Annotated in this window: 15 protein-coding genes; 4 read left to right on the forward strand and 11 right to left on the reverse strand. The window is 64.2% G+C overall.

Annotated elements, in window-relative coordinates:
* Positions 1–85 precede the first annotated feature (85 nt).
* Positions 86–505, reverse strand: coding sequence for a nuclear transport factor 2 family protein (locus IVA93_RS22485; protein ID WP_018459291.1), 420 nt, complete (start codon positions 503–505; stop codon positions 86–88).
* 142 nt (positions 506–647) lie between these two features.
* On the opposite strand from IVA93_RS22485, the gene IVA93_RS22490 reads away from it, so the two are divergent.
* Complete coding sequence (locus IVA93_RS22490) at positions 648–1,889, forward strand: amidohydrolase family protein (RefSeq protein WP_247789233.1); 1,242 nt, start codon at positions 648–650, stop codon at positions 1,887–1,889.
* A gap of 213 nt (positions 1,890–2,102) precedes the next feature.
* On the forward strand, positions 2,103–2,414 hold the full coding sequence (locus IVA93_RS22495) for a hypothetical protein (protein ID WP_018459293.1): 312 nt from the start codon (positions 2,103–2,105) through the stop codon (positions 2,412–2,414).
* Between the two features lie 12 nt (positions 2,415–2,426).
* Here IVA93_RS22495 and IVA93_RS22500 read toward each other — a convergent pair whose 3' ends face one another.
* From IVA93_RS22500 to IVA93_RS22530, 7 genes are read right to left on the reverse strand one after another with little or no spacing between them, the layout of a single operon-like run.
* Positions 2,427–3,350, reverse strand: coding sequence for an NAD(P)-dependent oxidoreductase (locus IVA93_RS22500; protein ID WP_018459294.1), 924 nt, complete (start codon positions 3,348–3,350; stop codon positions 2,427–2,429).
* Positions 3,350–4,219, reverse strand: coding sequence for an ABC transporter substrate-binding protein (locus IVA93_RS22505; RefSeq protein ID WP_247369185.1), 870 nt, complete (start codon positions 4,217–4,219; stop codon positions 3,350–3,352). The genes IVA93_RS22500 and IVA93_RS22505 overlap by 1 nt, the downstream gene beginning before the upstream one ends.
* Positions 4,220–4,240: 21 nt before the next feature.
* The gene (locus IVA93_RS22510; protein ID WP_085352765.1) at positions 4,241–4,924 is read right to left on the reverse strand and encodes a 4-carboxy-4-hydroxy-2-oxoadipate aldolase/oxaloacetate decarboxylase; all 684 of its coding nucleotides are present in this window, start codon (positions 4,922–4,924) and stop codon (positions 4,241–4,243) included.
* A complete protein-coding gene (locus IVA93_RS22515) occupies positions 4,921–5,634 on the reverse strand; it encodes a PIG-L deacetylase family protein (protein WP_018459297.1) in 714 nt (237 codons plus the stop codon). The genes IVA93_RS22510 and IVA93_RS22515 overlap by 4 nt, the downstream gene beginning before the upstream one ends.
* 39 nt (positions 5,635–5,673) lie before the next feature.
* The gene (locus tag IVA93_RS22520; protein ID WP_247369181.1) at positions 5,674–6,975 is read right to left on the reverse strand and encodes a C4-dicarboxylate transporter DctA; all 1,302 of its coding nucleotides are present in this window, start codon (positions 6,973–6,975) and stop codon (positions 5,674–5,676) included.
* Positions 6,972–7,856, reverse strand: a complete 885-nt coding sequence (locus IVA93_RS22525; RefSeq protein ID WP_018459299.1) for an amidohydrolase family protein — start codon at positions 7,854–7,856, stop codon at positions 6,972–6,974. Before IVA93_RS22525 ends, IVA93_RS22520 begins: the two co-directional genes overlap by 4 nt.
* A 29-nt stretch (positions 7,857–7,885) precedes the next feature.
* A complete protein-coding gene (locus tag IVA93_RS22530; RefSeq protein WP_247369177.1) occupies positions 7,886–8,593 on the reverse strand; it encodes a TetR/AcrR family transcriptional regulator in 708 nt (235 codons plus the stop codon).
* A gap of 105 nt (positions 8,594–8,698) precedes the next feature.
* Here IVA93_RS22530 and IVA93_RS22535 point away from each other — a divergent pair, with 105 nt between their 5' ends.
* Positions 8,699–9,676 carry a tripartite tricarboxylate transporter substrate binding protein gene (locus IVA93_RS22535; protein ID WP_247369174.1) on the forward strand — a complete coding sequence of 326 codons (978 nt, stop codon included), beginning with the start codon at positions 8,699–8,701 and terminating at the stop codon, positions 9,674–9,676.
* Positions 9,677–9,763: 87 nt separating this feature from the next.
* On the opposite strand, the gene IVA93_RS22540 is transcribed toward IVA93_RS22535, so the two are convergent.
* Positions 9,764–10,912 carry a mechanosensitive ion channel family protein gene (locus IVA93_RS22540; protein WP_018459302.1) on the reverse strand — a complete coding sequence of 383 codons (1,149 nt, stop codon included), beginning with the start codon at positions 10,910–10,912 and terminating at the stop codon, positions 9,764–9,766.
* Between the two features lie 125 nt (positions 10,913–11,037).
* Here IVA93_RS22540 and IVA93_RS22545 point away from each other — a divergent pair, with 125 nt between their 5' ends.
* Complete coding sequence (locus IVA93_RS22545; protein WP_247540441.1) at positions 11,038–12,288, forward strand: DUF763 domain-containing protein; 1,251 nt, start codon at positions 11,038–11,040, stop codon at positions 12,286–12,288.
* A 38-nt stretch (positions 12,289–12,326) separates the two neighbouring features.
* Here IVA93_RS22545 and IVA93_RS22550 read toward each other — a convergent pair whose 3' ends face one another.
* A complete protein-coding gene (locus IVA93_RS22550) occupies positions 12,327–12,569 on the reverse strand; it encodes a hypothetical protein (protein WP_026233777.1) in 243 nt (80 codons plus the stop codon).
* Positions 12,570–12,603: 34 nt separating this feature from the next.
* The gene (locus tag IVA93_RS22555; RefSeq protein WP_018459305.1) at positions 12,604–12,867 is read right to left on the reverse strand and encodes a hypothetical protein; all 264 of its coding nucleotides are present in this window, start codon (positions 12,865–12,867) and stop codon (positions 12,604–12,606) included.
* Between the last annotated feature and the right edge of the window lie 3 nt (positions 12,868–12,870).

The raw sequence follows: 12,870 nt of genomic DNA on the forward strand, positions 1-12,870 counted from the left end.
CACCTATCAGCTATCGCGGCTTGCGATAGGGTGGACCGGCCTTTTGTCCCCCTGGAGTCGGGGCGCTCAAGCGCCAGGATGGCGCTTACGCGTCGATGCCGCGCTGGACCAGGATCCGCTCGGCGCTGTCGTTCCAGACGTCCATCTTGGTGATCTGGCCATTCCGCACCACGAAGCGGTCGACATAGCGGTTGCCCTCGAACGCGGACCCATCCATCCATTCGCCGTAGAGCGTGCCGACGCTATAGACCACGGTCTCGCCGTCGCCGGGGCAGACGTCGAAACGGTCCATCTTCTTCTTGACCCAGCGGTAGCGCTTGGCGTTGAAAGCGGTCGGGCCGCGCGGATGATCGAACTCGCGCCCACCGGTAAAGGTGATCACCGTGCCCGGCGCCATATAGGCAGCCGCGGCGTCCGGATCGGGGATCATCGACGCCGTGAGATAGGCTTCCACGATCTCGGCGTCGGACGACGGGCCGGCTTCGGCTTTTGCGGCAGCGGACATGGCTCATTCTCCAGGGCTTGCGAATACTAGCGCCGCTCTCGGGGAATACGTGCATATATTTTGAACATTTCCGTCGCTACACTGCCGACAATCTGGAGCCGCCAAACGCGGCCGAATGCACTAAATTCCTTCCGCAAGAGCCATGACCGCCCAATCCGCCTTTGACCTCATCTTTCGCAACGCCTTGCTGCGTGGTGCCGCCGACCCGATGGACATCGGCGTCACGCGCGGCCGGATCACCGCCATCGAACCGACGCTCGCTTGCGAGGCCGCCGAAGTCGATGTCGGCGGACGCCTCGCCCTGCCCGGCTTCGTCGACAGCCACATCCATCTCGACAAGGCCTGCCTGCTCGGCCGCTGCGGGCATGATCACGGCAGCGTCTCCGAAGCGATCCGCGCCCTCTCCGAGATGAAGAAGGGTTTCTCGGTCGAGGACGTCTACGCGCGCGGCGCCCGGGTACTCGAACGTGCCATCGTCCACGGCACCACGCGCATGCGAACCCACGTCGAGATCGATCCCCGCATCGGATTGCGCGGCTTCGAGGCGGTGAAGGCGCTGAAGCGTGACTATGCCTGGGCGATCGACCTGTCGCTCTGTGTCTTTCCGCAGGAAGGCCTCACCAACGATCCCGGCAGCGAGGAGCTTCTGATCCAGGCGCTGCGCGATGGTGGGGAGGTGATCGGCGGCTGCCCCTACACGGACACCGACCCGAACGCCCATCTCGCACGCATCTTCGACCTCGCCGAGGCGTTCGACCTGGACGTCGATCTCCATCTCGATTTCGATCTCGATCCCTCCTGGTGGCACCTCGACGAGGTCTGCCGGCAGACCGAGCGGCGCAACTATGGGGGGCGCGTGGCAATCGGCCACGCCACGAAACTCTCCGCACTGCCACCGGAGCGGCTGAGGGCCGCCACCGCGCAGCTGGCCAAGGCTGGCGTTGCCGTCACCGTGCTGCCGGCAACCGATCTGTACCTGATGGGGCGGGAAGCGACCCACAACGCGCCACGCGGGCTGACGCTCGCCCACAAGCTCGCCGCCGACGGCGTGCTGTGCTCGATCGCGACCAACAACGTGCTCAATCCCTTCACGCCGTTCGGCGATGCCTCACTGCTGCGAATGGCGAATTTCTACGCCAACGTCGCGCATGCCTCGGTGAACGACTTCGATACCTGCCTTGATCTCGTGACCGAGCTGCCGGCGCGGCTGATGAACCTTGGGGATTACGGCATCAAGGTCGGAAACCCCGCCGATCTCATCGTGCTCGATACGCAAGACAGCCGCTTCGCCGTCGCCGAGCTGCCGGATGTCGCAATGGGCTTCAAGAGCGGCCGGCAGACTTTTGCGCGGCAACGGCCCACTGTGTTCCGCCCCGGCTCCTGAGCCGCTCTGGACGCATATCTGCATTGAAGCGGGGCGAATTGCCGCGTTATTTCCGTTAGATGTTACCGTCGATCGCTCTCATATTCCGAATCCGGTAGAATACCGGATAGTCGATCCGCGCTGATTGCCGATAGCTGAGCGTATTGCCAGTCCCGCGGTGCCGTTCAAAGCAGAACCTGCACTGAAGTCTGCATTCAACGGGGAAGCATCGACATGTTCAGCGCATTCAGCAGCATCGACCATCGCGCCATTCGAGCGAGAACGCCCGGCGATGCCGCTATAATACGGCTCGACGGCATCGGGCATGTCCTGTCAAACCTCGATCTGGCGAGCATCCGGACCCAAGATGACTTGACGCGCATGCTCCTGACGCTCGACACCGCCGACAAGTGCATTCGGGTGATCCGCGCGGAATACCGGACCCAAGTCGCGAACGATCGGCTGGCCCGGAAGTCCGAAGACCTGATGGCGTTGATCGAACACGTCCGCGACGAGCTCACGGGCTGTTGCACCGTAAAATCCTGAGCAAGAGCCGCCCTATTTCTCGCGATTGATCTTCGCCAGGATTCGGTCCGCCTCGGTGCGCCAGTCAGCGTTGCGGGCGAACTCCTTGGTACCCTTCGTTCCGAACAGGCCCTCGTCGGCGAGGTCCGCCACCCAGGCCTGCCGCTCGGCGGTGCCCTGCGCGGACCACGGCGTCAGCCCGGCTTCACGCACGGTCTCGGCGACCTCGCGTACTTCCTCGGCGCGGCGGCGGCCATGCTCGATCACACGCTGGAAGCAATAAGCACCCTGCTTCTCCCAATCGATCGTGGGAAAGGTTTCCGCCAGTGAAGCCAGCACCGCATCCTCGACGCCATGGGCGCGCGCGGTGGTGAAGCTTTCGATGACCATGGCCTCCAGCCCCTTGATCATGATGCTGCGACACATCTTCACCGCCGATGAAACACCGAGCTTGTCGCTCGCAACTCTGGCCGCAAAACCCATCGCGTTCAAAAGCGGCTCCAGCTCCCTGGCCCCGGGACCGCCGAGCAGCAGCGGCACCTTGATGCGATAAGGCGGCACCGACGTCATAACCGCGCCCTCGACATAACGTCCGGCGGCGCCATCAATCAGCGCGGCAGCGCGCTGCTTGGCGGCGGGAGACGCCGAATTGAAATCCAGGAACCAGGTGCCCTGATTGATCGCGGCCGCGCAGGCCTTTGCCACCGGCACGGCCTGGCTCGCGGTGACCGCGGAGATGATGAAATCGGACTTGGCGGTCAGCTCGGCGTGCGAGGCTGCGCGCCCCACACCGAATTTTTCAGCATGCTCGTGCAGCGAACCACCCTGCTCGCCCGCGAGCTTGATGTCAAAGGCTGTGACCTTGATGTCCTGCTGGCGCAAATCCTCGGCCAGAATCCTGCCGACCTCGCCATAACCGACCAGCCCGACCTGCCATCGCTTGGGATCGCCCGCCATCAGTTCAGTCCTCGCGTTGTTGCGTCGAACAGGTCCTCAACCGCATAGCGGCGCGGGATCAGCGCCTGCTGGAACGCGTAGTCGACGATCAACTCCAGCGACCTTCTGTTCGCTTCGATTCCGAACGGAACCAGGTCCGGCGTTGCCGCAGGCCCCGCCTGCGCCTTATTTTGCTTGAGGAGATCATAAATGCCCGAAACTACGTCAGGACGCGATTTCGCTAGCTGCTCGGTCACGACCACGAGATGGTTGACCGGCACGACGCCGCGGCGCGCGTACCATATGGCGGCTTCCGCGGCCGGATCGGGGAACAGCGGCCTCAGCTTGGGATCGTTCGAGGCCTCACCAAGGACGACGTCGAGCTCGCCGTCGAGCAGCATCTGAAGTATCTTCTTGTGCTTCGGCGCGCGCTCGGTGGTGTCGACATATTCGGCGACATGCGGGTCTTCGAACGTGACCCAGCGGATCTTGTCGAGGTTGACGCCGTAGTCGTTGGCGAGGATGCCCCTGATCCAGGCGCCGGTCGTAGTCGTGAACGAACGGATGCCGACGCGCTTGCCTTCGAGATCGGACGGCCCGAGGGTTCCCTGCGCAGGACTATAGAACGCGTAGGAATGCTGGAAGCGGCCGAGCATTGTGGCAGGCAGCAGCACCAAGGGCTTGCCTTGCGCCTTTGCCATCAGATAGGTGACGATCGCCATCTCGCAGACGTCGAACGCTTGCTCGCGCACCATCGGTTTGAACGCAGTGTTGGTCGGCGTGTATTCGATGAAGTCGAGGTCGAAGCGGTTGGAGCGGAGCTCGCCGCTCTTCACCGCCTGGACATGGGGGTGACTGCCGAGCACGGCCTTCAGCTTGAGACGATCCATCGGCCCACTCCGCTGATTGTTTTAGACGTCCTCGGGATTGTCGACATAGACGAGCCCGGCCTTCGCCAAGGCCTCGCGCATGCTGTACATGTCGAGGCCCAGCTCGCCCGAAGCCAGCCGCTTGCGTTTGCCGCCTTCGTCCGCGTTGCGCTTCCTCGCCTTCTCGGCGACCTCGGCCGCGTAGCGCTTCGGCACCGCCACGACGCCGTCGTCATCGGCCACGATGATGTCGCCGGGATCGACGTTGACGCCGGCGCAGACCACGGGGACATTGACCGAGCCGAGCGTCGCCTTCACCGTGCCCTTGGCCGAGACCGCGCGCGACCACACCGGAAAGTTCATCTCGTGCAGTGCCCTGATGTCGCGGCAGCCGGCATCGATGATCAATCCCTGCACGCCGCGCGCCTGCAGCGAGGTTGCGAGCAGCTCGCCGAACATGCCGTCGGTGTTGTCGGTGGTGCAGCCCACGACGAGGATGTCGCCCTTCGTGCACTGCTCGACCGCGACATGAATCATCCAGTTGTCGCCGGGCTGCGCCAGCACGGTGACGGCGGGGCCGGCGATCGCCGCGCCGGCCCAGACCGGCCGCAGATACGGCTTCATCAGTCCGAGCCGATCATAGGCCTCGTGCACGGTCGAGACGCCGTACTCCGCCATCCCAGCGGGATCGGCACGCTTGATGTTGCGAACGACGACCGGCTTCATGCCAGCTCCTCCGCAACCGTCGGAAACAGCCGCTGATAGGCCTCGCCATAGGTCATGGACACGCCGGTGTTGCGGCTGCCCTGGATGCCGCGGTTGAGCGCGACGCGCTCGTAATATCCCCACAGGTGCTTCTGCGCGGCGAGGATCTGGAACGCCTCGTACTTCTCCTTCCAGACCTCGTCGATCTTGAGGAGCAGGTCCGGCTTGTAGTTGCATTGCTCCGGCTGGTGCGGCTCGAACAAAAACACCGGCGGGGCCGAATATTTGTACTGCGCGCCGGGCTTGTGGCCCATCGCCTGCGCGACCACGCGGGTTTCCTGCGCGAAATGCGCCGCGTTCGGATGGTCGAAATTATAGGGATCCTCCAGCGCGTGCGTCAGCACGAAGCGCGGATTGAGCTCGCGGTAGATGTCGACCATGCGGTCGAAATGGGCCTCGGCGAGCTTCAGCGGATAGTCGCCGCAATCGAAGAACTCGATCTCGGCGCCGAGCAGCTTGGCCGCCCGCTCCGCCTCGTCCTTGCGGCCGGCCTTGACCGATTCCAGCGTCGCACCCTTCTCCTTCCAGGCGAACTGGCTCTCGCCGCGCTCGCCGAAAGACAAGCAGACGATCTTCATGCGGTAGCCCTTCTTCGCATGCAGCGCGATGGCGCCGCCGGCGCGCCAGACGAAATCGCCCGGATGGGCCGTGATCACGAGACCTGTTTTCATGGGACAAACTCCCCTCTATCGTTCGTCAACGTCATCGGTTCATCGAGTCGCGACAGCGGATTCCTCGCCGTCGAGCACGCGCCTCAGGCGGTCGGCATCGAGTGCGCCTTCCCATTTGGCAATCGCGATCGTCGCGACCGCGTTCCCGATCAGATTAGTTGGCGTCAGCCCCTGCGACATCAGGCGGTGGATGCCGAGCACGAGCGCCACGCTCGTCACCGGAATGCTGCCGGTGGCGGACAACGTTGCCGCCAGCACGACGAAGGCGGCGCCCGCGATTCCCGCCGCGCCCTTGGAGGTCACGAGCAGGATCAGAAGCAGCTCGATCTGCTCGGCTAGCCCAAACGGCGTGTTGGTCGCCTGTGCCAGGAACACCGAGGCGGCGGCAAGGTAGAGGCAGGTGCCGTCGAGATTGAAGGAATAGCCGGTCGGGATCACCAGCCCAACGACGCTGCGCTCGCAGCCGGCCTGCTCCAGCTTGGTCAGCATCCGCGGCAGCACCGTCTCGGACGATGTCGTGGCGATGCAGATCAAGAGCTCTTCCCAGATGTAGCGGATCAGCTTGAGCAGCGAGAAGCCACACAGACGCGCGACCGGGCCGAGCGCCACGATGATGAAGATCACGCAGGTGAGATAAAAGCCGCCGAGGAGCTTGCCCAGCGAGGCCAGCGAGCCGACGCCGAACTTGCCGACCGTGAAGGCGATGGCGCCGAAGGCGCCGATCGGCGCAGCCCACATCACGAATCCGACGATGGTGAATACCATCTTGGCGGCGATGTCGATGAGATGGACCAGCGGCGCGGCGCGCTCGCCGAGCTGCACCAGCGCAAATCCGCACAGTATGGCGATGAAGAGCACCTGGAGGATGTTGCCCTCGGCAAAGGCGCCGACGAACGTCGCGGGCACGATGTTCATCAGGAACGGCACAAAGCCGATCACGCCCGTCTGCTTGACATAGGGCTCGATCGCGCTGGCATTGAGACTGGCGGGATCGATGTTCATGCCGACGCCGGGCTTGAGCAAGTTCACCGCAATGAGACCGATGATCAGCGCGATCGTGGTCATGATCTCGAAATAGACGATCGCCTTGACGGCGACGCGCCCGACACGGGCCATATCGGCCATATGCGCGATGCCATGGACGACCGTGCAGAAGATGATCGGCGCGATCAGCATCCGGATCGCCTTGATGAAGGCGTCGCCAAGCGGCTGCATCCTGGCGCCCCCCTCGGGATTGACGATCCCAAGCGCGATTCCGGCCGCCATGGCGATCAGCACCTGGATCCAGAGCTCCTTCCACCAGGCGCGGCCGCGCGGCTTGTCGATCGCGAGCGCCGTCATTGGCCGAACTCGAACAGCCGCGCTGGATTATCGACGAGGATCTTCTGCTGATACTCCGGCTCCGGCGCGAACAGCGGGATTAGGTCGACGAGATCGCCGTCGTTCGGCATCGCCTTGACATTGGGATGCGGCCAATCGGTGCCCCAGATGACGCGGTCGGGCGCCGTCTCGACAATTTTTCGCGCGAACGGCACGGCGTCGGTGAACGGCGGACCGGCCGATGACACCCGCTCCGAGCCGCAGATCTTGACCCAGCATTTCTCGTCGCGCTGCATCAGCTCGACCAGGATCTTGAACGGCAGCTGGTCGAGCCCTTCGGACGCCTTCACCCGTCCCATATGGTCGATGGTGTAGCTCAGCGGCAGCCTTATCAGCGTGTCGGCATGTTCAGGCAGGTCGATCGCATCGAAATGCAGATCAATATGCCAGCCGAGCGGTGCGACCAGCGCGACGATGCGGTCGAACACCTGCTTGTCCGGGACCCCGCCGAGATGGCGGACGAAATTGAAGCGGCAGCCGCGGAAGCCGCCCTCATGCAGCACGCGAAGCTCGCGCTCGGTGATGGTGTCGTCGATATTGGCAACCGCGCGATAGGCCCCGTTGCTCTGCGCGATGGCGTCAAGCGCCACCGTGTTGTCGGTGCCATGCACACTCGCATTGACGATGACGGCACGTCCAACGCCGAGCTTGGCATGCAGCGCGCGGAAATCCTCGAGCGGCGCATCCGGCGGCGTGTAGGAACGCTCCGGCGCGTAAGGGTATTTCGCGCCGGGCCCGAAGATGTGGCAATGCGCATCGCAAGACAGGTTCGGCAGTCTGAACTTCGGCGTGCGCGTGTCCGGATCGGGCGGCGGAATGGTCGGCGTGTACATCATTGCCATCAGATAAACCGCCGAACCAGATCGTGTCTTCAAGTCTTGCTGCTGACGACCGGCCGTCGCCGTGCTGGCGCCTGATCCAGCGCCGGCGCCTGGAACGCGGCCACGGTGGCTTGCACCAATTGCTCGATGGCACTTGCGGCATCGCTGCCGTCGGCCTCGCCGCGCGACAGGCGCGAGACGCGATCCGGCGTCACCAGCGAATAATAGAGTGCGCCAAGCAGGAAGTGGCTGCGCCAGACGATATCGGTGCGCGGAACGTGCGGCAGGCTTTCGTGAACAGCATCGATGAAGGCGTGGCTGGTGTCGTCAAAAGTCTGTGCGATGATCTTTCGCGCGACTTCATTGCCCTCCGCGGACATCACCGCGCGCAGCCGCGTGAACCGCGCCCCGCCCCCGGCAAGATCACTGCCCGAGGTGAAGGCCGGCACGACATAGGCCCGCACCACCGCTTCGAGCCGGTCCTGGAGATCGCGCACGCGCTTGGCGGCCGCGAGCAGCTCGGAACGGCGCAAATTCATTGGCCCGCAATGGCGCCGGTAGATCTCCAGCAGCAGGCCGTCCTTGGTCTTGAAATGATAGGTGACGCTGCCGGGATTGGCGCCGGCGGCCTGTGCGATATCGCGCACCGACACGGCGTTGAAGCCGTTGATGGCGAACAGCTCCTCGGCCGCGGCGAGGATCGCCTCGCGCATGTTCGGCTTGCGGGCCGTTTCCTTGCTGGCGGGGTTGCGGATCATGTGATTTGTACTATCGTACAAAAGATCAGGTCTCGTCAACAAAAACCATGGATGACACCCGGAAAGGCCGAGAGACCGCCGCTGGGTGCAAAGGAGTGCTGGGAAATGCTGGGTTTCAACAAGACCATCAGCGGTCTGATGGTGGGCGCCGGTCTGCTGCTCGCGGGGACCGCCGCACAGGCCGACAAATATCCGAGCAAGCCGGTCCACATCCTGGTGCCTTATGCGGCCGGCGGCGCCGTCGACGTGCTCGCGCGCACCTTGGCTCAGGCGCTGGCCGGGACTTGGGGCCAGCAGCCGGTGATCGACAATCGTCCCGGCGCCGGCGGAATCGTCGCGTCCCAAGCGCTGACGCAGGCCGCGCCCGACGGCTACACGCTGATCCTCGTCGCGAGCGGCCATCCACTCAACCAGTTCATCTATCCGAGGGTGCCCTATGACACGTTCAAGGATTTCACCGCGATCAGCGAAGTCGCCTCCTCCCCGCTCGCGATCGTCGTGGCCAAGGACAGCCCCTATAAGACGCTCAGTGATCTCCTCATCGCGGCGAAAAAGGAGCCGGATAAGCTCTCCTACGGCATGTCCGGCAACGGCACCTCGGCGCACCTCGCGGGTGAGCTGTTGAAATACATGTCCGGCACCAAGATCGTCGCGATCCCCTACAAGGGCGGCGCCCCCGCGCTGACCGCCGTGATCGCCGGCGACATTCCGCTCAGCATCAATCCACTTGCGGAAGCCATCAGCCAGATCGAAGGCGGCGCGGTGCGCGCGCTCGCGGTGACCTCGGCCGAACGCTCCAAGGCGCTGCCCAATGTTCCGACTGTCGCCGAGTCGGGCGTGCCGGGTTACGACGTCTCCGTCTGGTGGGGCGTTCTTGGTCCCGCAAAAATGCCGCCGGAGATCGTCACGAAGCTCGAAAGCGATCTGAAGGCGGCGCTGCAGGACCCAAACGTACTGTCGACGCTCGCCAAGATCGGCGCGGCCCCGGTCGGCTCATCGTCGAGGGATTTCGGCGCCTACATGCATGCCGAGGCGACCAAATGGGAGCCGGTGCTGAAGGCCGCCGACATCCGCGCGCAGTGAGGTGCTTCGCATGAGGACCAGCGCGCTGGACACGATCCAGCGCCAGGCAGGCTTGCGCGGCGCCACGAAGGCCGACGCGCAAGTAGGTCAATTGCGTGCGCTCGCCCGCATCTTCTCCGGCGGCGCGGGACGCCGCACGAAATCGGCGTCATCGTCGCCTCCTCCCGACGGGATCAGGATCGCGCGCTCGCGCGGCAGCGCTTCCGGCATCTCGTCCCGGATGAAGGCGATGAGCTTCTCCCTCATCTCGCAGCGCAGGTCCCAGGACTGCGGCGCGTTCCTGGCGCTGACGAGGGCGCGGAGCTCGATGGTGCGAGCATCCGCGTCAACGACCTGGAGATTGACCACCTCGCCGTCCCAGAGCTTGGACTCCTTCACTGCTTCTTCCAGCCAGCGCCGGATCCGCGGCACGTCGGCACGATAATCGACATGAAACGCAATCACGCCGATCAGGGACGCAGTGTCGCGGGTCCAGTTCTGGAATGGCTTTTCGATGAAATAAGACAGCGGCACCACCATGCGGCGCCAGTCCCACAGCCGGATCACCACATAGGTCGCGGCGATGTCCTCGACCCAGCCCCACTCGTTCTCGATGATGACGGCATCCTCGATGCGGATCGGCTGGGTGATTGCGATCTGCATGCCCGCGATCAGATTGCTCAGCAGCGGCCGGGCGGCAAGACCAACGATGATACCGGCGGCACCGGCGGAGGCGAACAGGCTGACGCCGTATTGCCTGACCGAGTCGAATGTCATCAGCGCGGTCGACACCGTGATGATGACGATGATGATATCGGTGACGCGCTTGAAGACGCGGACCTGGGTGACGTGCTTGCGCGCGACAAAATTCTCGGTGACGTCGCGAAAGTTCTGGAGATACCGTGCCGCGCTCATATCCACGATCCGGATCGAGATCCAGCCGATCAGCGCAATGAAGGCGACGACGAACAGGCGCGTCAGCGGCGTGCGGAAGGCGTCGTCCAGCGGCGCGAGCGGCAGCACCAACGCTACGGCGGCAAGACTGAGGGCCAGCTGAGTTGGGCCCGCGGTGCGGGCGATGAACACGCTCACGAGCGGGAGGCGGGTTCCGAAGGCGCGGTTGAACAGCCAAACCGAGAGGCGATAGATCGACAGGGCGATCAGGATCGCGCCCAAGACTAGAGTGAGGCCGACGAACCACGACGGGATCCACCCGAACATCCTGTCGATGTCGGCCAAAAGGGTCTGCCAATCCATTAATGTCCCCGCATTGCATCCGCGCTTGCGTTCAACGCGTTGCAGCGTCGTTCGCTCCCCCGCTCGGTGCAATGCAGCATCCCTCTGGTGCAATCATCGCCGAACTGCGCTATTTGTGGTCAATCATGACTCGACGGACCGGCAGCGCCGATCTTCCCCTTCACACCGGCCGGGTTCCACCCTGGCTGGCGACCCGCATGTCGTCGCTCGGCGCGATCGTCACACAGGCGATCGTGCATCACTACGGACGCGATGCATTCCTCCAGCGGCTCTCGCACCCGTTCTGGTTCCAGTCGTTCGGCGCCGTCATGGGGATGGATTGGCACTCCTCCGGCATCACGACGTCGGTGATTGGCGCGCTGAAGCGCGGGCTGGGACCGCTCCAGGACGAACTCGGAATCTACGTCTGCGGCGGGCGTGGCCAGCACTCGCGCAAGACCCCGGACGAGCTGATGCAGCTCGGCGACCGAATCGGCTTCGACGGCGCAAAGCTCACGCGTGCGAGTCGCCTCGTGGCGAAGGTTGACAGCGCCGCGGTCCAGGACGGCTTTGACCTTTACCTGCACGGCTTCTTCGTCACCGCCGACGCCAAATGGACCGTGGTGCAGCAAGGCATGAACGGCGACAAGCGGCAGGCCCGCCGCTATCACTGGCATTCCGAGGCGCTGAAGAGTTTTGTCGACGCACCGCACAGCGCGATCGACGGGCCGCGGCAAGGCGAGATCGTCAACCTCACCGACCATCGCGCCGAGATCTCGCGCACCGCGCAGCTCGAGCTTCTGAGCGATCTCGGCCCGGATCGTATCCTTTCCGAATTCGAGCGGCTCACCGGAACTGCGCCCGCGCCCGCACAGGCGACGCTGCCGCACCTGATCATGCCCGGGCATCACGACGTGCGGCCGAAGGACGTGTTTGCGCGCGGCCTGCACGGCACACTCGCTGCTGCGGCCGAGCGCGGCCCGGTCGACTTTCCGGAGCTGCTGCTGACTCCCGGCGTTGGCGCTCGCACCGTTCGTTCGCTGGCGATGGTCGCCGAAGTCGTGCACGGCGCGCCCTACCGCTTCAACGATCCCGCGCGCTTCTCGCTTGCCCACGGCGGCAAGGACCGGCATCCCTACCCTGTTCCACTCAAGGTCTATGACGAAACCATTCGCGTGCTGAAGGGGGCGATTCAGAACGCAAAGCTCGGGCGCGAGGAAGAGATGCAAGCCATCAAGCGCCTCGACGACCAGGCGCGGCGGCTGGAGCGCACCGCGCATGGGCCATCCGTCGAATCCTATATCGCCGGAGAGCGTGCGGCCTCGCCCGATCTCGACGGCCGTTCCGTGTTCGGCTGGGAGCGTGATCTCGGGTCGACAAAAAAGCAGACCGGCTGAAAGCCGGTCCGCGAGTTCAGCGGGAAGGAACGCCGCTCTCAGGTCTCGTCGGTGCCCGGCTCCTCGTCGAGCCGGTTGGCCGAGTGGTCCTGATATTGTTCGGTCTGGATCGCCTTGCCGTCCATGCCGCGAATGTCCGAGTGCTGCGCCTTGTCGCGGTTTGACAGCACCATGTTGTCGCCGATCTTCTCCTTGGGCACGTCCGTCATGGCGCCGCTGCCGTCGCCCTTGCCATGCATGCCCGATCTGAAATGCGTCTTGCTGCCACGACCACCTGGCATCTTTTTCTCCTCTTGCTTTGATCGCCCGTGCAGCTCAATGCTTCTGCTGTGCCGGCGTCGGTTTCGGCGGCTTGTGTCCGCTTTGGCCGGAATCATTGTGCTTGTTGTGATCGCTTTCCTGGTTGAGGCCGCCTCGGCTCACCGGGAATTCACTCTGTCGCGCCTCAGGTCGCGCCCGGTGAACGGCCGTATTCTCCGGATTGTGGCCGAGGGCGCGCTCAAGCTCTCGCGCGTCTGGAACATCCGGCTTGCGCTCGAGGATGCGAACCTGTTGCTCGTGGGTCTTCTTGCCTTGCATGCT

It is taken from the genome of Bradyrhizobium sp. 155 (assembly GCF_023101105.1).
Classification (GTDB): Bacteria; Pseudomonadota; Alphaproteobacteria; order Rhizobiales; family Xanthobacteraceae; genus Bradyrhizobium; species Bradyrhizobium canariense_D.

What these genes read in the sequence shown, in the direction of transcription:
- IVA93_RS22495 (WP_018459293.1), top strand. Translation starts at nt 2,103, where the DNA reads ATGTTCAGCGCATTCAGCAGCATCGACCATCGCGCCATTCGAGCGAGA.
- IVA93_RS22530 (WP_247369177.1), bottom strand. Translation starts at nt 8,593, where the DNA reads ATGATCCGCAACCCCGCCAGCAAGGAAACGGCCCGCAAGCCGAACATG.
- IVA93_RS22505 (WP_247369185.1), bottom strand. Translation starts at nt 4,219, where the DNA reads ATGGATCGTCTCAAGCTGAAGGCCGTGCTCGGCAGTCACCCCCATGTC.
- IVA93_RS22540 (WP_018459302.1), bottom strand. Translation starts at nt 10,912, where the DNA reads ATGGATTGGCAGACCCTTTTGGCCGACATCGACAGGATGTTCGGGTGG.
- IVA93_RS22520 (WP_247369181.1), bottom strand. Translation starts at nt 6,975, where the DNA reads ATGACGGCGCTCGCGATCGACAAGCCGCGCGGCCGCGCCTGGTGGAAG.
- IVA93_RS22550 (WP_026233777.1), bottom strand. Translation starts at nt 12,569, where the DNA reads ATGCCAGGTGGTCGTGGCAGCAAGACGCATTTCAGATCGGGCATGCAT.
- IVA93_RS22500 (WP_018459294.1), bottom strand. Translation starts at nt 3,350, where the DNA reads ATGGCGGGCGATCCCAAGCGATGGCAGGTCGGGCTGGTCGGTTATGGC.
- IVA93_RS22490 (WP_247789233.1), top strand. Translation starts at nt 648, where the DNA reads ATGACCGCCCAATCCGCCTTTGACCTCATCTTTCGCAACGCCTTGCTG.
- IVA93_RS22510 (WP_085352765.1), bottom strand. Translation starts at nt 4,924, where the DNA reads ATGAAGCCGGTCGTCGTTCGCAACATCAAGCGTGCCGATCCCGCTGGG.
- IVA93_RS22555 (WP_018459305.1), bottom strand. Translation starts at nt 12,867, where the DNA reads ATGCAAGGCAAGAAGACCCACGAGCAACAGGTTCGCATCCTCGAGCGC.
- IVA93_RS22535 (WP_247369174.1), top strand. Translation starts at nt 8,699, where the DNA reads ATGCTGGGTTTCAACAAGACCATCAGCGGTCTGATGGTGGGCGCCGGT.
- IVA93_RS22485 (WP_018459291.1), bottom strand. Translation starts at nt 505, where the DNA reads ATGTCCGCTGCCGCAAAAGCCGAAGCCGGCCCGTCGTCCGACGCCGAG.
- IVA93_RS22545 (WP_247540441.1), top strand. Translation starts at nt 11,038, where the DNA reads ATGACTCGACGGACCGGCAGCGCCGATCTTCCCCTTCACACCGGCCGG.
- IVA93_RS22525 (WP_018459299.1), bottom strand. Translation starts at nt 7,856, where the DNA reads ATGGCAATGATGTACACGCCGACCATTCCGCCGCCCGATCCGGACACG.
- IVA93_RS22515 (WP_018459297.1), bottom strand. Translation starts at nt 5,634, where the DNA reads ATGAAAACAGGTCTCGTGATCACGGCCCATCCGGGCGATTTCGTCTGG.